Source organism: Enterobacter sp. BNK-29 (assembly GCF_048684785.1).
In the GTDB taxonomy this organism is placed as follows: Bacteria; Pseudomonadota; Gammaproteobacteria; order Enterobacterales; family Enterobacteriaceae; genus Enterobacter; species Enterobacter cloacae_M.
The window spans coordinates 2,754,838-2,772,046 of sequence record NZ_JBLQTU010000001.1 but is presented as its reverse complement, the minus strand read 5'-3'; the positions used below and the strand labels follow the sequence as shown (position 1 = coordinate 2,772,046).

The following is a 17,209-nucleotide window of genomic DNA, read 5'->3' as shown; positions in this document are numbered from 1 at the left end:
CCTGTTGATTCCGTCTGTCGGGCCCGTTTTCATCCTCAGGGGTTGACATGAACAGCCGTATCCAGTACCACTAAAAGCATATTGAATTTAACGGAGCACGATTCATGACACGCACCATTCGTTTCACCGGTCTACTACTACTAAACGCATCCACTGTGCGCGGTAGACTGGCGGGCGAAATTCAGCGTTGAATCGTCACCAGTAAGACTAAAAACCCGCGCCACTGCGCGGGTTTTTTTATGCTCGTAGCAAGGCGCCCTAAGACTGACAAGGACCTAACCCATGAGCCAGCAAGTCATTATTTTCGATACTACTTTACGTGACGGTGAACAGGCATTACAGGCAAGCCTGAGTGTAAAAGAGAAACTGCAGATCGCGCTGGCTCTCGAACGTATGGGTGTCGACGTGATGGAAGTCGGTTTCCCTGTCTCTTCCCCGGGTGATTTCGAATCCGTACAGACCATTGCGCGCACCATTAAAAACAGCCGCGTCTGTGCCCTGGCGCGCTGCGTAGAGAAAGACATCGACGTCGCCGCCGAGTCGCTGAAGGTCGCCGAAGCGTTCCGTATCCACACCTTTATTGCTACCTCACCTATGCACATCGCAACCAAATTGCGCAGCACGCTGGATGAGGTGATTGAGCGCGCGGTCTACATGGTTAAACGCGCACGCAACTATACCGATGACGTTGAGTTCTCCTGTGAAGATGCGGGCCGTACGCCAATCGAAGACCTGGCGCGCGTTGTGGAAGCCGCCATCAACGCGGGCGCGAAAACCATCAACATCCCGGACACCGTCGGCTACACCATGCCGTTTGAGTTCTCCAACATCATCACCGGCCTGTATGACCGCGTGCCGAATATTGATAAAGCAATTATCTCCGTCCACACCCACGATGATTTGGGTCTGGCCGTAGGCAATGCTATCGCCGCCGTCCACGCTGGCGCGCGTCAGGTAGAAGGCGCGATGAACGGTATCGGCGAACGCGCGGGCAACTGTTCGCTGGAAGAAGTGATCATGGCGATCAAAGTGCGCAAAGACATCATGGACGTGCACACCCGCATTAATCACAACGAAATCTGGCGCACCAGCCAGACCGTCAGCCAGATTTGCAACATGCCCATTCCGGCTAACAAAGCAATTGTCGGTACCGGCGCCTTCGCGCACTCCTCCGGTATTCACCAGGATGGCGTCCTGAAGAATCGTGAAAACTACGAAATCATGACCCCGGAATCCATCGGCCTGAATCAGGTGCAGTTGAACCTGACCTCCCGTTCCGGTCGCGCGGCGGTTAAACATCGTATGGAAGAGATGGGTTATAAGGACAGCGATTACAACATGGACCAGCTGTACGACGCGTTCCTGAAACTGGCCGACAAAAAAGGCCAGGTGTTCGACTATGACCTGGAAGCGCTGGCCTTTATTAACAAGCAGCAGGAAGAGCCGGAGCACTTCCGTCTGGATTACTTCAACGTGCAGTCCGGCTCCAGCGACATCGCCACCGCCTCGGTCAAACTGGCCTGCGGGGATGAAATTAAAGCAGAGGCCGCTAACGGTAACGGCCCTGTCGATGCCATCTACCAGGCGATTAATCGCGTCACCGAGTACGACGTTGAGCTGGTGAAGTATGACCTGACGGCCAAGGGCCACGGCAAAGATGCACTGGGTCAGGTCGACATTGTTGTTACCCACAATGGCCGCCGCTTCCATGGCGTGGGCCTGGCGACCGATATTGTTGAATCCTCCGCGAAAGCGATGGTGCATGTTCTGAACAACATCTGGCGCGCCGCCGAAGTCGAAAAAGAGTTGCAACGCAAAGCTCAGAATAAAGAGAACAACAAGGAAACCGTGTAATGTCGAAGAATTACCATATTGCTGTGTTGCCGGGCGACGGTATTGGTCCGGAAGTAATGGCACAGGCGCTGAAAGTACTGGAAGCCGTTCGCGCGCGTTTTGCGATGAAAATCACCACCAGCCACTACGACGTGGGCGGTATTGCAATTGATAACCACGGTACGCCGCTGCCAAAAGCGACCGTGGAAGGCTGCGAAAATGCCGATGCCGTGCTGTTTGGTTCCGTCGGTGGCCCGAAATGGGAACACCTGCCGCCGGCAGAGCAGCCAGAGCGCGGCGCGCTGCTGCCGCTGCGTAAACATTTCAAGCTGTTCAGCAACCTGCGTCCGGCGAAGCTGTATCAGGGTCTGGAAGAGTTCTGCCCGCTGCGCGCGGATATCGCCGCCAACGGTTTCGACATTCTGTGCGTGCGTGAACTGACCGGCGGGATCTACTTCGGTCAGCCAAAAGGCCGCGAAGGCAGCGGACAACACGAGAAAGCGTTCGACACCGAGGTGTATCACCGTTTCGAAATCGAACGTATCGCCCATATCGCGTTCGAGTCGGCGCGCAAACGCCGCCATAAAGTGACCTCCATTGATAAAGCAAACGTGCTGCAGTCTTCCATTTTGTGGCGCGAGATCGTCAGTGAAGTCGCTAAGCAGTACCCGGACGTCGCGCTGTCGCACATGTATATCGACAACGCGACCATGCAGCTGATTAAAGATCCTTCCCAGTTTGACGTGCTGCTGTGCTCCAACCTGTTCGGCGATATTCTCTCTGACGAGTGCGCGATGATCACCGGCTCGATGGGCATGCTGCCCTCCGCAAGCCTGAATGAAGAAGGCTTTGGCCTGTACGAGCCTGCGGGCGGCTCCGCGCCGGATATTGCCGGCAAAAATATTGCTAACCCGATTGCGCAGATCCTCTCCCTGGCCCTGCTGCTGCGCTACAGCCTGGATGCAGGCGATGCGGCAACCGCAATTGAGAACGCCATTAACCGGGCGTTAGAAGAAGGCGTCCGTACCGGCGATTTAGCATGCGGCACGGCGGCAGTCAGTACCGATGAAATGGGCGACATCATTGCCCGCTATGTCGCTGAAGGGGTGTAATCATGGCTAAGACGTTATATGAAAAGTTGTTTGATGCGCACGTTGTGTACGAGGCGCCAAACGAAACCCCGCTGCTGTACATTGACCGTCATCTGGTGCACGAAGTGACCTCTCCTCAGGCATTTGACGGCCTGCGGGCGCACAAGCGCCCGGTACGTCAGCCGGGTAAAACCTTCGCGACGATGGATCACAACGTATCCACCCAGACCAAAGACATTAATGCCTCGGGTGAGATGGCGCGTATCCAGATGCAGGAGCTGATTAAGAACTGCAACGAGTTTGGCGTTGAGCTTTACGACCTGAACCATCCGTACCAGGGCATCGTCCACGTGATGGGGCCTGAGCAAGGGATCACCCTGCCGGGCATGACCATCGTCTGCGGGGACTCCCATACCGCGACCCACGGCGCGTTTGGCGCTCTGGCGTTCGGGATTGGCACTTCCGAGGTGGAACATGTGCTGGCAACGCAGACCCTGAAACAGGGCCGCGCCAAAACCATGAAGATTGAAGTGAAGGGTAAAGCCGCACCGGGTATTACCGCAAAAGATATCGTGCTGGCCATCATCGGTAAAACCGGCAGCGCGGGCGGCACCGGTCATGTTGTCGAGTTCTGCGGGGAAGCCATCCAGGCGCTGAGCATGGAGGGGCGCATGACCCTGTGCAATATGGCCATTGAGATGGGCGCAAAAGCCGGTCTGGTCGCGCCGGACGAAACCACCTTCAACTACGTGAAGGGTCGTCTGCACGCGCCGAAAGGTCAGAATTTTGACGACGCGGTAGCTTACTGGAAAACCCTGAAAACCGACGATGGCGCAGCCTTTGACACCGTCGTCACGCTGCAGGCAGAAGAGATTGCGCCTCAGGTGACCTGGGGCACCAACCCGGGCCAGGTAATTTCCGTCAACGACAATATCCCGGACCCGGCATCCTTTACCGATCCGGTCGAGCGCGCCAGTGCCGAAAAAGCGCTGGCCTATATGGGACTGAAGCCCGGCGTGCCGTTGACCGATGTGACCATTGATAAAGTCTTTATCGGTTCCTGCACCAACTCCCGTATCGAGGATTTGCGTGCCGCCGCCGAGATTGCCAAAGGCCGCAAAGTGGCACCAGGCGTGCAGGCGCTGGTGGTACCTGGCTCCGGCCCGGTGAAAGCCCAGGCGGAAGCCGAAGGTCTGGATAAGATCTTTATCGAAGCTGGCTTCGAGTGGCGCCTGCCCGGCTGCTCCATGTGTCTGGCCATGAACAACGATCGCCTGAATCCGGGTGAGCGCTGCGCCTCCACCAGCAACCGTAACTTTGAAGGCCGTCAGGGCCGCGGTGGGCGCACCCATCTGGTCAGCCCGGCAATGGCCGCCGCTGCGGCAGTCACCGGCCATTTCGCCGATATTCGCAGCCTGAAATAAGGAGACAATCATGGCAGAGAAATTTACCCAACATACGGGCCGTGTTGTCCCGCTGGACTCCGCTAACGTCGATACAGACGCTATTATTCCAAAACAGTTTCTGCAGAAAGTGACGCGTACCGGTTTCGGCGCCCATCTGTTTAACGACTGGCGTTTCCTGGACGATAAGGGAGAAGTGCCTAATCCGGAATTCGTTCTGAACTTCCCGGAATACAAAGGCGCCTCCATTTTGCTGGCACGCGAAAACTTTGGCTGCGGCTCATCCCGTGAACACGCACCGTGGGCGCTCACCGACTACGGTTTTAAAGTGGTCATTGCCCCTAGCTTCGCGGATATCTTCTACGGCAACAGCTTCAACAACCAGCTGCTGCCCGTCACGCTGAGCGATGAACAGGTCGATGAGTTGTTCGCGCTGGTTAAGGCGAATCCGGGCATTTCGTTTGAAGTGGATCTGGAAGCCGAAGTGGTGAAAGCCGGGGATAAGACCTACAGCTTCAGCATTGATGCCTTCCGCCGTCACTGCATGCTGAAAGGTCTGGACAGCATTGGTTTAACTCTCCAGCACGACGCGGCGATTGCCGCTTACGAAAACAAACAACCTGCATTTATGAAATAATTCTCCGGCCTGCAGTCCATTCTGCAGGCCGCGTTTTATCCCGATATCCGCCTCCTTCTGTAAATACTTCCAAACCCAGCCACTAATGACGTTATATTTAATGTCAATTTAATGTTTCCTGCGCAGAATAACCGCTCAATCAGCTGACAGCGGAAATAATCATGGAAAAGAAAAATGGCAATGAGTCTCATATCCGTTCTCGGGAAATACATAAATGCACATTAGTAAGCGTAATAATAAATAGTTTACTCACCGCCTTTCAGATAGTTGCAGGAATATTTTCCGGCTCACAGGGTTTAATTGCTGATGGGATTCATTCTCTTTCCGATTTATCCTCCGACTTTGTCGTTTTGATTGCGAATAAAAAGAGTCAGAAAGCTTCTGATATCGATCATCATTACGGTCATCTGCGTTTCGAAAACGGTGCAAAGCTCATTATTGGCGCTATTCTGCTGCTTGTGGGGGTCGGGATGCTCTGGTCCGCAGGGAATAAACTGCTTCACCCCGAGACGCATCAGCTGGTGAAAGGGGCCGCGTTGTGGGTGGCGATTCTGGCGCTGGTGGTAAAGGAAAGCCTGTTCAGATACATGTTTGCCACGGGAAAACGTATTCAGTCCTCGCTGCTGATAGCCAATGCCTGGCATGCCCGTTCTGACGCAGCGTCGTCAGTGGTTGTCGCCATCGGCATTGCCGGGAATTTAGTGGGATTTCACGCGATGGACCTCATTGCGGCCCTGATTGTCGGAGTATTCATCGCCCACATGGGTTACAAATTTTCAGCCGATGCCCTGCACGATCTGATGGACCGTTCGCTGGAGCCCGAGCTTGAGCACGACATCAAAACGTGTCTTCTCGCAACCGAGGGCGTCACCGGACTCCATGATTTAAAAACCCGCAAGATGGGTGATTTAGCCCTTGTCGATGTTCATCTGGAAGTAAACGGCGAATTAAGCGTAAAAGAAGGACATCAGATTGCAGTGAATGCCAGAAATAACGTGATGCAAAAATTCAATGTGCTGAACGTGATGACGCATATTGATCCTGCCCTCTAATCGAAACGCATAAATACAGTGTGACGCAACCGATCGTTAAGGTTTCGTTAATTAATCTGCGTCACACTGCATCGCATCAGCTCTCTCATTATTGAGGTAAAATGCGATGAAACCAACATTACGTGATACGCTTCCCCATAAAGAAACGCCTTTTCTTCGCATACTGCACATTCTTGTGGCCGTACTGGTCCTGGCCCAGATTATCAATTCTAATTTCACCGAAAGTGAAGCCCTCCACGAATCCGGGCTGAACGGAATTGTCACCTGGATCCATGTTATCTCCGGATTTGGTTTAATTTTTTGTGGCATTGCCATGATGGCATGGATGTTAACCCAGCGCGGATTTAAGTATTACTTCGCCTGGCTGGCGCTGGATTTTCGCGGAATTGTTGACGATATTCGCACCCTCGCGCAGCGTCAGCTTCCTGACGCGCATGCTGGCGGTATGGCGGCAACGGTGCAAGGTCTGGGCGTGCTGGCGCTGCTGGGCGTTGCACTCTGCGGCGCGGCCTGGTTCGTGCTGAACGCCACGCTCGGGCCGGTTTCGTCCGTCACGGAATCCGTCTTAGATTTGCATAAATTCCTGACGGTCTTTATCGAGACATATTTCTGGGCACACGGCTTCATGGGCCTAGTCCATATGTACCTGACGCTACGCGCGCAACGTAAATATCAGTATTCAGAATAAAACGGTTCGCAGAGCCCGGCGTTCCTGGGCTCCGTTTCGTTCATCCGATCACACGTCTTTTACGCGGCAGGTCAGCAGAAGCGTCACGACGGATAGCGCCGCAATCATCCAGTAGACAGACGCATGCCCGTAGCTTTGCGCCAGCGCCCCCTGAATCACGCCCGCCAGAATCACCCCGGTTGAAATGCTGTTGGTAAAAAGCGTGGTCGCCGAGCCGGCACGGCCGGGCATGAGATCCTGAAACCAGAGCATGCCGATCCCGGCAACAATCCCAATAAACACGGCGTTAAACAGCTGCAGCGCCAGCAACGCTTCCCGCGAATGGAAAAGGATCAGCCCCGCGTAGAACAGCACTCCGGCCGCCACGGCGACGATCATCATCCTGCGCTTTCCAAAACGCTTAACGTAGTAACCCGCCAGAATCATTGCCGGGATTTCCAGCCCGGCGGCAGTGCCCATTAAGATCCCCGCAAGCTTGTCCGGAAGGCCCAGATCGCTGCTGATCCACAGCGGCATATCGATGATGTACATGGTGTTGCAGGTCCACATCAGCGTGGAGGCAATAAACAGCATGCGGACGTTTTTGTCCTGCCAGCCGCTCACTTCGGTGACAGGTTTATCCGTCGTCTGTTCGACTCGCGCCACGGACGGCAGCGCGAAGGCAATCAGCGCCAGGCTGATGACAAAAATCCCGGCGGCGATGGAAAACATGGTGGTAAAGCCGTAGTTCAACGCCAGCATGAAGGCCAGCGGCGGGCCAATGACCCACGCCAGCGAAAGCTGGGCGCGCATCACCGAGCTGAACATCACCACTTCACGCGCCGAGTTATCCGCATATTCACGGGCCAGCGCGAACAGCTGCGGCATGGCGGTGTTCGCCAGCGAAGCCAGCAGCACGCCGCAGGTAATGAGCGTCAGATAATGACGGTTGAAGGCAAAGAGCAGCGCGTTACCCACGGCCATGGCGCAGCAAAAGAGGATCAGCCTGCGGCGATCGCCCTGGCTGTCCGATCGTTTCGCCAGCGCGAGGCTGACCAGGATCCCGGCAATGGCGTTAACAGTGTAAAACAGGCCAACCCAAAACGGCTGCGCCCCCACCTCGCGGCTGAGAAACAGGCTCAGCGTCGGCGCCTGCAGCGCCCCCGCCACGCCCATCATAAAGGCCACCAGCATAAAAGCGGCATACACGCCGTTCAGGCGTCGCCCCATCGTCATCAACCACAGCATGCGCAAGTCCTTGTGAAAGCGAATCGAAATTGGGTGAATAGTAAACGAAAAAAGCCAGCAAAAACATTTTGCTGGCGGGTGATAAGCACCAATACTCAGTCACACATGATCGAGGCGAGTTAGCGGGAAGAGGTCGGGGCTGTAACGTCCCACTGCATCAATTCTTCTAACGTTTTCAGCCGTTGCTCTGCACACCGGCGGGCCAGCCAGGACGCTCCTTTTGTCGCTGAAAAGTACTGCTGATAGAACTGACGTGCGGTAGACCTCTTCATAATTTACCTCCTCGCTTCATCGGGGAGAATTATTGGCCTAATATAGGGATAAATAAATTGCTGGTTTTTTGTCAGGAGTTCCCCTTTTATGCCTTCCGGTCGTCTGCAACAACAGTTTATCCGCCTCTGGCAGTGCTGCGAGGGGCAATCGCAGGAGACCACGCTCAACGAGCTGGCTGACCTGCTTAGCTGCTCCCGCCGCCATATGCGCACGCTGCTCAACACCATGCAGCAGCAGGGCTGGTTAAGCTGGGAAGCGGAGGCGGGACGCGGCAAACGCTCGCGGCTGACTTTCCTCTATACCGGGCTGGCGCTGCAGCAGCAGCGCGCGGAAGATCTGCTCGAGCAGGATCGCATCGATCAGCTGGTGCAGCTGGTGGGCGACAAAGCCGCCGTGCGCCAGATGCTGGTTTCCCATCTCGGGCGCAGCTTTCGTCAGGGCCGACACATTCTGCGGGTGCTCTACTACCGTCCGATGAAAAATCTGTTGCCCGGCACGGCCTTACGCCGCTCAGAAACCCACATGGCCCGGCAAATCTTCAGCGGCCTGACGCGCATAAATGAGGAAAACGGGGAACTGGAAGCGGATATCGCGCACCACTGGCAGCAGCTTTCTCCGCGCCACTGGCGCTTCTTTTTACGCCCCGGCATCCACTTTCACCACGGCCGCGAGCTGGAAATGCACGACGTCATCGCCTCTCTGGAACGTGCCCGCAGGCTCCCGCTCTACTCGCATATCTCCCGCGTCCACTCCCCCACGGCCTGGACGCTGGATATTGAGCTGTCGCAGCAGGATAAGTGGCTTCCCTGGCTGCTGGGCTACGTGCCGTCGATGATTTTGCCCGGCGAGTGGGAATCAATGAACAACTTTGCCAGCCTGCCGATTGGCACCGGGCCTTATTCCGTGTCCCGCAATAACAGCAACCAGCTGAAAATCCGCGCGTTCGACGACTACTTTGGCTATCGGGCGCTGATCGACGAAGTGAACGTCTGGGTATTGCCGGATCTCAATGAAGACCTGAGCTGCGGGCTGACGCTGGAAGGCCCCACCACGGGAGAAAAAGCCGTGGAGAGTCGCCTCGAGGAGGGATGTTACTATCTCCTGTTTGACCGCCGCACCCACCGTGGGGCAAACCAGGCCGTCCGCAAGTGGATCAGCCACGTTTTGTCCCCTTCCAATCTGATTTACCATGCGGAAGAGCAGTACCAGACATACTGGTTCCCAGCGTACGGCCTGCTTCCGCGCTGGCACCACGCCCGCCCGGTTCACTGCGACAAACCCGCAGGGCTGGAGTCCATCACCCTGACCTACTACCGCGAGCACGTGGAGCATCGTTTTATCGCCAGAATCATGACCCGACTGCTGGCAGCCGAGGGGGTCAGGTTAGAGGTCAGGGAAGTGGACTATGACGAATGGCATCAGGGGGAGATCGCCAGTGATATCTGGCTCAACAGCGCCAACTTTACCCTGCCGCTCGATTTTTCCCTTTTCTCGCATTTGTATGAAGTCCCGCTGATCCAGCACTGCATCAACCGTGACTGGCAGCAGGATGCCGCCCTGTGGCGCGCGGGCGAAATGAATCTTGCAGCGTGGTGCCAGCAGCTGCTGGCCGAGCAGGCGATCGTACCCTTGATCCACCACTGGCTGATGATCCATGGCCAGCGCAGCATGCGCGGCCTGCGGATGAATACCCTGGGCTGGTTTGATTTTAAATCCGCCTGGTTTGCGCCGCCGGAGCCATAACGCTTTCGTAATATTCACCAAATCATTACAATAGCGCCGTTCTCAACGGGGTGCTGCATCAAAGATGTGCGCTGAGATAATACCCGTCGAACCTGATCCGGATAACGCCGGCGAAGGGATTTGAGGCTGTTGCTCAAAATCCTTTGCCACTCAACCTTGAGGTGCAAAGTGTTAAAAAAAGTTCTTCCCCTGCTGGCGCTGTTTGCGCTGCCTGCTTTTGCCAGGCCCGTCCTGACGGTCTACACCTATGACTCCTTCTCTGCCGACTGGGGCCCTGGCCCGGTGGTTAAAAAAGCCTTTGAAGCGGACTGTAACTGCGAGCTGAAGTTCGTGGCGCTGGAAGATGGCGTGTCGCTGCTCAACCGTCTGCGCATGGAAGGGAAAAACAGCAAGGCCGACGTGGTGCTCGGGCTGGATAACAACCTGCTGGAAGCCGCCTCGCAAACTAAACTGTTTGCCAAAAGCGGCGTAGCGGCAGATGCCGTTAACGTGCCGGGCGGCTGGAAAAACGACACCTTTGTGCCGTTCGACTATGGCTACTTTGCTTTTGTTTACGACAAAAATAAGCTGAAAAACCCGCCGAAGAGCCTGAAAGAGCTGGTGGAAAGTGACCAGAAATGGCGCGTGATTTATGAAGATCCGCGCACCAGCACGCCGGGCCTGGGCCTGCTGCTGTGGATGCAAAAGGTCTACGGGGATAAAGCGCCGGAGGCGTGGCAGAAACTGGCCGCCAAAACCGTCACCGTGACCAAGGGCTGGAGCGAAGCCTATGGCCTATTCCTGAAAGGCGAAAGCGACCTGGTGCTGAGCTACACCACCTCTCCGGCCTACCACATCATCGCCGAGAAGAAAGATAACTATGCTGCCGCTAATTTTGCTGAAGGGCACTATCTGCAGGTGGAAGTCGCCGCGCGTACCGCCGCCAGCAAACAGCCGGAGCTGGCCGAGAAGTTCCTGAAGTTTATGGTTTCACCGGGGTTCCAGAATGCCATCCCGGCTGGTAACTGGATGTATCCGGTCACTAACGTTACCCTGCCCGCAGGTTTCGAGCAGCTGACCAAACCAAACACCTCGCTGGAGTTTACGCCGCAGCAGGTCGCCGCGCAGCGTGCAGTATGGGTAAGTGAATGGCAACGCGCCGTCAGCCGTTGATTCCCGGCTGGTTACTTCCCGGGCTGCTCGCCGCCACAGTGATGGTGGCGCTCAGCCTGGGGGCTTTTCTTGCACTGTGGTTCAACGCGCCAGAGAGCGACCTGCTCGCCCTCTGGCACGACAGCTACCTCTGGCACGTGATCCGGTTCTCCTTCTGGCAGGCGTCTCTCTCTGCCCTGCTGTCGGCGATCCCGGCCATTTTCCTGGCGCGCGCCCTGTATCGGAGGCGTTTTCCCGGCAGGCTGGCACTGCTGCGCCTGTGCGCCATGACGCTGATCCTGCCCGTGCTGGTGGCGGTATTTGGCATCCTCAGCGTTTACGGTCGCCAGGGCTGGCTGGCTTCGCTGTTCGGCCAGCTTGGTCTGGAATGGTCATTCTCTCCTTACGGCCTGCAGGGCATTCTGCTGGCGCACGTGTTTTTTAATATGCCGATGGCAACGCGCCTCTTCTTGCAGGCGCTGGAGAACATTCCCGGCGAGCAGCGCCAGGTTGCTGCCCAGCTCGGCATGCGCGGCGTGTCGTTCTTCCGCTTTGTCGAATGGCCGTGGCTGCGCCGCCAGATCCCGCCCGTCGCGGCGTTAATCTTTATGCTCTGCTTTGCCAGCTTTGCCACCGTGCTGTCGCTCGGCGGCGGGCCGCAGGCCACCACCATTGAGCTGGCGATTTACCAGGCGCTGAGTTACGACTACGATCCCGGTCGCGCCGCGCTGCTGGCGATGGTGCAGATGGCGTGCTGCCTTGTGCTGGTGCTGTTGAGCCAGCGGCTGAGTAAAGCCATTCCCGCTGGCAGTAATCAAATAACCGGCTGGCGCGATCCGCAGGACAGCCTGCACAGCCGCGTTACCGATTTTATTCTGATCGCGCTGGCGCTCCTGCTTCTGCTGCCGCCGCTGATGGCCGTTATCGTTGACGGACTGAACCTCAATCTCATCTCCGTCCTGCAACAGCCCGTACTCTGGCAGGCGACATGGACCTCGCTGCGTATCGCGCTGGCGGCAGGGTTACTGTGCGTCATGCTGACCATGATGCTGCTGTGGAGCAGCCGCGAACTCTACGCGCGTCAGGCCCGTAAGGCCGGGCAAATGCTGGAGCTGACGGGCATGCTGATTCTGGCGATGCCGGGCATCGTGCTGGCGACGGGCTTCTTTTTACTGTTCAACAGCACCGTCGGCCTACCGGAAAGCGCCGATGGCATTGTGATTTTTACCAACGCCCTGATGGCCATCCCTTACGCGCTTAAGGTGCTGGAAAACCCGATGCGCGACGTCAACAGCCGCTACGGTTTGCTGTGCCAGTCGCTGGGTATGCAGGGCTGGCAGCGGCTGAAGGTGGTCGAGCTCCGCGCGCTAAAACGCCCGCTGGCGCAGGCGCTGGCGTTTGCCTGCGTATTGTCGATTGGGGATTTTGGCGTGGTGGCTCTCTTTGGCAATGACGATTTCCGCACGCTGCCATACTGGCTCTATCAGCAGATCGGCTCTTATCGCAGTCAGGACGGCGCGGTCACCGCGCTGTTACTGCTGCTGCTGTGCTTTGCCTTATTTACCGTTATCGAAAAACTTCCGGGGCGTGATGTTAAAACTGACTGATGTAACCTGGCTTTACCAGCATCTGCCGATGCGCTTCACGCTCTCCGTGCGCCAGGGAGAGATGATCGCCGTGCTTGGCCCAAGCGGCGCGGGAAAAAGCACGCTGCTTAATCTGATTGCGGGTTTTCTGCAGCCGGCAAGCGGTGCGATCGTCATTAACAATCAAGATCATACCTACACGCCGCCCGCAAAACGTCCGGTCTCAATGCTGTTTCAGGAAAACAACCTGTTTACCCACCTGACGGTGCGGCAAAACATCGCGCTGGGAATGCATCCGGGACTCAGGCTGAACGATGCCCAGCGCCAGAAGCTGGAGATCATTGCCGCCCAGATGGGGATCAACGAGTTCATCGACAGGCTGCCGGGCGAGCTTTCCGGCGGCCAGCGTCAGCGCGTGGCGCTGGCGCGATGTCTGGTCCGCGAGCAGCCGATCCTGCTGCTGGATGAGCCGTTCTCGGCGCTCGATCCCGCGCTGCGCCAGGAGATGCTCGCCCTGGTGCAGGACGTCTGCCAGCGCCAGCAGCTGACGATGCTGATGGTTTCACACAGTATTGAGGATGCTGCCCGCATCGCCCCGCGATCGGTAGTGATTGCCGAAGGGCGTATTTTGTGGGATGGAAAAACTGAAGAACTGCTGAGCGGTAAAGCGGGGGCGTCTTCACTGTTGGGCATTCGTGCCGTCTGATGCCCTCACCCTGGCCCTCTCCCACGGGGAGAGGGAAATCGTCGTTAACGGCTCACCACTTTTAATAAAATCTCGCCGTACACCGGCATCAGCGGGTGGCGAATCAGCGCGACCAGGGCCACCACGGCCACGCCCAGCGTCAGCGGGGCCAACCACAAAAGACGAGTGCGCGGAAGATAGCGCGTCAGACGATCGACGCTGGCTTTCGCGCTGCGCCACAGCCGCCAGCAGAGCCATGCCGCCAGCCATAGCAGCACAGCCGTGCCCAGCAGCAGCCACTTAAACTCGCCGCTTTGCATACCGTCAGGAATATCGATGGCCGCGCCGGCCAGGATCCCCGGCAGGAAGTAGAACGGCGGCCAGAAGACGCAGCCGATAATGTTCGGCACCACGAATTTCGCGACGGGCAGATCCAGCATCCCCGCCACCATCGGCACCAGCGGACGCGTTGGCCCGACAAAGCGGCCGACGAGGATGGTAAACATGCTGTGCTGATGCAGCGCATGCTCGGTTTTATCCAGCAGGGCTTTGTTCTTTTTCATGAACGACCAGCGGTGCAGCGGCTTCTTAAAGCGCCAGCCCAGCCAGAAGGAGATCCAGTCGCCGAGCAGGCAGCCGATAATCCCGGCCAGCCACGCCTGCCAGAAATTAACCTCGCCGCTGCCAATCAGCGCCCCAAGCCCGGCCATCATGACGGTGCCGGGCAGGATCAGCCCAACCAGCGCCAGCGATTCCAGAAACGCCACCAGCGCCACGGCGATGAGAGAGTACATAACGGACTGGGTAATAAAGTGTTCCAGCAATGCCTGCATAACTATTCCGGTCAGAAAACGAATCAGCGATTCTGCTTAGCGCCCCGCACCGCGTCAAGGCAACAATTGTCTGAATAGTTTACAGGTTGCTTTCTGCATTCACCTGTTTGTTTATCTTTTTTTACCGTTTATTCACATCCCGCGCGGAATTCGCTCGGGCTGGCACCGGTGCATTTTTTAAATACCCGGGAGAAATAGAGCTGATCCTCGAAGCCCACGTTGCGTCCGACGGTGGCAATCGGCATCCGGGTGGTGCTGAGCAGCAGCTTTGCCTGGCTGATGCGCTGATCCTCGCGCCAGCTCAGCACGCTGACCCCAAGCTGCTGGCGGAACAGATGCGACAGCCGCGACGGCGACAGGCAGACGTGCTGAGCAACGCTGGCGATATCAAACTGGCTATCGGCCAGGTGGTCGCTGATATACTGGCAGGCGTCGCGAACGCGGTTGTCCAGCGGGGGGTTAAGCGACTCGTTAATCGCCTCCATGCGGCGAAGCAGCAGCTGTTCGAGCAGGTTAATCGCCAGCAGTTCAGCGTAACGACCACCGGCCTGTCCCGCCTCGATAATCTGCGCAAAAAGCTCGCGAAACTGCGCCAGATGAACCTCATCCGGGCGATAAAAACCGGTGTGCGCAAAAATAGCTGGCCACGAAAGCCATTCCTGCCAGTAGGCGCGCGGACGGAAATAGACCCACTGGTGATACCACTCTTTGGCATCGGGATGACGGCCATAGTGGTGGATCTCCCCCGGCGGGAACAGCAGGATATCGCCGGGGCGGCAGACAAACTGCTGGTCACCGTTCTTGATGATCCCTTCTCCTCGCACGGTCAGATTGAGGATATACCCTTTCATGCCGAGCGGTCGGTCGACGTAAAAGTCGAGGTATCCCTCAGCCTCGATAGGGGTCAGTCCCGCCACAAGGTGCGCGTTAAACGAGTATCCCGGCAGCAGGGGATCGTTTTGCGTTTCGGCCATAGATTCAGTTCTCCCAAGGGTCCTGAAGGAAACCAATTGTCCATATCACTAAAAGCAGCTTTAAAATGGCCCGCGAAAAGATCCAAAAAGCATCACGCCGCTTTTACGTCCGCCATGTTTCAGCCTTTCCCCCTGATTTCTCCGCCAGAGCAGGCAGATAACCAGTAACAAAAGTGTCTATAAGTGCGGCAGAAATGTCCACATTGAATATTTGCACGGCGTCACACTTTCCGTTGTAACAGCAATTTAGTCCATAAGATTAGCGGATCCTGCCTGACGACTTTTTTCCCCAGTCTCTAATGTTCTTCCATACCTGTTTTTTCGATGGAGCAACACCATGGCAATTGCGATTGGCCTCGATTTTGGCAGCGATTCGGTTCGCGCGCTGGCAGTGGACTGTACGTCCGGCCAGGAGATAGCAACCAGCGTTGAGTGGTACCCGCGCTGGCAAGAGGGGCGCTACTGCGATGCGCCTAACAACCAGTTCCGTCACCATCCGCGTGACTATATCGAGTCGATGGAAGCGGCGATCAAAACCGTCCTGGCCGAACTGACCGGCGCCCAGCGGGCTGAGATTGTCGGGATTGGCGTCGACAGCACCGGCTCCACGCCTGCCCCTGTGGATGCCGAAGGCCGCGTGCTGGCGCTGCGCCCGGAGTTTGCCGACAACCCGAACGCCATGTTCGTGCTGTGGAAAGACCACACCGCCGTGGAAGAGGCCGAAGCCATCACCCGCCTGTGCCATCAGCCGGGCAAAACAGACTACTCGCGCTACATCGGCGGGATTTATTCCAGCGAATGGTTCTGGGCGAAGATACTCCACGTCACCCGTGCCGACGCAGCCGTTGCGCAGGCTGCGGCGTCATGGGTTGAGCTGTGCGACTGGGTGCCTGCCCTGCTCTCCGGCACCACTCGCCCGCAGGATATCCGCCGCGGCCGCTGCAGCGCCGGGCATAAATCCCTGTGGCACGAAAGCTGGGGCGGTCTGCCTCCGGCCGCGTTCTTCGACGAGCTCGATCCGATCGTCAACAAGAGTCTGACGTACCCGCTGTTTACCGACACCTTCACCGCCGATATTCCGGTCGGCACCCTCTGCGAAGAGTGGGCGACGCGCCTCGGCCTGCCTCAGAACGTGGCCATCTCCGGCGGCGCCTTTGACTGCCATATGGGCGCCGTGGGCGCGGGCGCACAGCCAAACACGCTGGTCAAAGTCATCGGAACCTCAACCTGCGACATCCTGACGGCGGATAAAGGCACCGTCGGCGACCGCGCGGTGAAAGGCATCTGCGGCCAGGTTGACGGCAGCGTGGTGCCGGACTTTATCGGTCTGGAAGCCGGTCAGTCCGCGTTTGGCGATATCTATGCCTGGTTTGGCCGCGTGCTCGGCTGGCCGCTGGACCAGCTGGCGGCGGCGCATCCTGAACTGAAAACCCAGATAGCCGACAGCAAAAAGCAGCTTCTGCCGCAGCTCACCGAAGCCTGGGCAAAAAATCCGTCTCTCGATCACCTCCCGGTGGTGCTGGACTGGTTTAACGGCCGCCGAACGCCGTTTGCCAACCAGCGCCTGAAAGGGGTGATCGCGGATCTCAACCTGGCGACCGACGCCCCTGCGCTGTTCGGCGGTCTGATTGCCGCAACGGCCTTCGGTGCCCGCGCCATTATGGAGTGCTTCACCGGGCAGGGCATCGACGTGAACAACGTGATGGCGCTGGGCGGCATCGCCCGTAAAAACCCGGTGATCATGCAGGCCTGCTGCGACGTGCTGAACCGTCCGCTGCAGATTGTGGCCTCCGATCAGTGCTGCGCGCTGGGCGCGGCGATTTTCACCGCCGTGGCCGCAGGCGTTCATGCCGACATCCCGACTGCGCAGCAGCATATGGCGAGCGCCGTCGAAAACACGCTCCAGCCGCGCGCCCAGCAGGCACAGCGCTTTGAACAGCTTTATCAGCGCTACCAGCAATGGGCAAAAAGCGCCGAACTTCACTATCTCCCTGTCGCCGCCCCGGCCAAAAGCACCGCGGACACTACGGCAACCCTGACCCATTAAGGACAC

The 17,209-nt window shown here is 57.4% G+C and carries 16 protein-coding genes and 1 riboswitch; of the genes, 12 read left to right on the top strand and 4 right to left on the bottom strand.

Features of this window, described 5'->3' with window-relative positions:
* The first annotated feature begins 104 nt into the window (after positions 1-104).
* The 7 genes from leuL (at position 105) to ACMGGX_RS13230 (ending at position 6,704) form a co-directional block, all read left to right on the top strand.
* Positions 105-191: a leu operon leader peptide gene (leuL, locus tag ACMGGX_RS13260; protein ID WP_071786497.1), complete on the top strand. Its 87-nt coding sequence runs from the start codon at positions 105-107 to the stop codon at positions 189-191.
* A gap of 91 nt (positions 192-282) precedes the next feature.
* On the top strand, positions 283-1,854 hold the full coding sequence (leuA, locus tag ACMGGX_RS13255) for a 2-isopropylmalate synthase (RefSeq protein ID WP_029741222.1): 1,572 nt from the start codon (positions 283-285) through the stop codon (positions 1,852-1,854).
* Positions 1,854-2,945 carry a 3-isopropylmalate dehydrogenase gene (leuB, locus tag ACMGGX_RS13250; protein WP_348562020.1) on the top strand — a complete coding sequence of 364 codons (1,092 nt, stop codon included), beginning with the start codon at positions 1,854-1,856 and terminating at the stop codon, positions 2,943-2,945. The genes leuA and leuB overlap by 1 nt, the downstream gene beginning before the upstream one ends.
* 2 nt (positions 2,946-2,947) lie before the next feature.
* Positions 2,948-4,348: a 3-isopropylmalate dehydratase large subunit gene (gene leuC, locus ACMGGX_RS13245; RefSeq protein WP_063441674.1), complete on the top strand. Its 1,401-nt coding sequence runs from the start codon at positions 2,948-2,950 to the stop codon at positions 4,346-4,348.
* 10 nt (positions 4,349-4,358) lie between these two features.
* On the top strand, positions 4,359-4,964 hold the full coding sequence (leuD, locus tag ACMGGX_RS13240; RefSeq protein ID WP_420298475.1) for a 3-isopropylmalate dehydratase small subunit: 606 nt from the start codon (positions 4,359-4,361) through the stop codon (positions 4,962-4,964).
* A 161-nt stretch (positions 4,965-5,125) separates the two neighbouring features.
* A complete protein-coding gene (locus ACMGGX_RS13235) occupies positions 5,126-6,016 on the top strand; it encodes a cation diffusion facilitator family transporter (RefSeq protein ID WP_420298474.1) in 891 nt (296 codons plus the stop codon).
* A gap of 106 nt (positions 6,017-6,122) precedes the next feature.
* A complete protein-coding gene (locus ACMGGX_RS13230; protein WP_045400998.1) occupies positions 6,123-6,704 on the top strand; it encodes a cytochrome b/b6 domain-containing protein in 582 nt (193 codons plus the stop codon).
* A 48-nt stretch (positions 6,705-6,752) separates the two neighbouring features.
* Here ACMGGX_RS13230 and ACMGGX_RS13225 read toward each other — a convergent pair whose 3' ends face one another.
* Entirely contained in the window at positions 6,753-7,931 is a 1,179-nt protein-coding gene (locus ACMGGX_RS13225) for a sugar efflux transporter (RefSeq protein ID WP_023310380.1), read from the bottom strand.
* 119 nt (positions 7,932-8,050) lie between these two features.
* The gene (sgrT, locus tag ACMGGX_RS13220; protein WP_023310379.1) at positions 8,051-8,203 is read right to left on the bottom strand and encodes a glucose uptake inhibitor SgrT; all 153 of its coding nucleotides are present in this window, start codon (positions 8,201-8,203) and stop codon (positions 8,051-8,053) included.
* 88 nt (positions 8,204-8,291) lie between these two features.
* Between sgrT and sgrR the strand changes: the two genes are divergently transcribed.
* The 4 genes from sgrR (at position 8,292) to thiQ (ending at position 13,370) form a co-directional block, all read left to right on the top strand.
* Entirely contained in the window at positions 8,292-9,947 is a 1,656-nt protein-coding gene (sgrR, locus tag ACMGGX_RS13215; protein WP_420298473.1) for an HTH-type transcriptional regulator SgrR, read from the top strand.
* Between the two features lie 36 nt (positions 9,948-9,983).
* Positions 9,984-10,084: riboswitch (TPP riboswitch) on the top strand.
* Between the two features lie 31 nt (positions 10,085-10,115).
* Positions 10,116-11,099 carry a thiamine ABC transporter substrate binding subunit gene (gene thiB, locus ACMGGX_RS13210; RefSeq protein ID WP_420298472.1) on the top strand — a complete coding sequence of 328 codons (984 nt, stop codon included), beginning with the start codon at positions 10,116-10,118 and terminating at the stop codon, positions 11,097-11,099.
* Positions 11,075-12,685, top strand: a complete 1,611-nt coding sequence (gene thiP, locus ACMGGX_RS13205; protein ID WP_181594376.1) for a thiamine/thiamine pyrophosphate ABC transporter permease ThiP — start codon at positions 11,075-11,077, stop codon at positions 12,683-12,685. The genes thiB and thiP overlap by 25 nt, the downstream gene beginning before the upstream one ends.
* A complete protein-coding gene (gene thiQ, locus ACMGGX_RS13200) occupies positions 12,669-13,370 on the top strand; it encodes a thiamine ABC transporter ATP-binding protein ThiQ (protein ID WP_181594375.1) in 702 nt (233 codons plus the stop codon). Before thiP ends, thiQ begins: the two co-directional genes overlap by 17 nt.
* Positions 13,371-13,414: 44 nt before the next feature.
* Here thiQ and ACMGGX_RS13195 read toward each other — a convergent pair whose 3' ends face one another.
* Positions 13,415-14,182: a DedA family protein gene (locus tag ACMGGX_RS13195; protein WP_023310374.1), complete on the bottom strand. Its 768-nt coding sequence runs from the start codon at positions 14,180-14,182 to the stop codon at positions 13,415-13,417.
* A 128-nt stretch (positions 14,183-14,310) separates the two neighbouring features.
* Positions 14,311-15,156, bottom strand: coding sequence for an arabinose operon transcriptional regulator AraC (gene araC / locus ACMGGX_RS13190; protein ID WP_023310373.1), 846 nt, complete (start codon positions 15,154-15,156; stop codon positions 14,311-14,313).
* 337 nt (positions 15,157-15,493) lie between these two features.
* Between araC and araB the strand changes: the two genes are divergently transcribed.
* Complete coding sequence (gene araB, locus ACMGGX_RS13185) at positions 15,494-17,203, top strand: ribulokinase (protein ID WP_420298471.1); 1,710 nt, start codon at positions 15,494-15,496, stop codon at positions 17,201-17,203.
* Positions 17,204-17,209 lie beyond the last annotated feature (6 nt).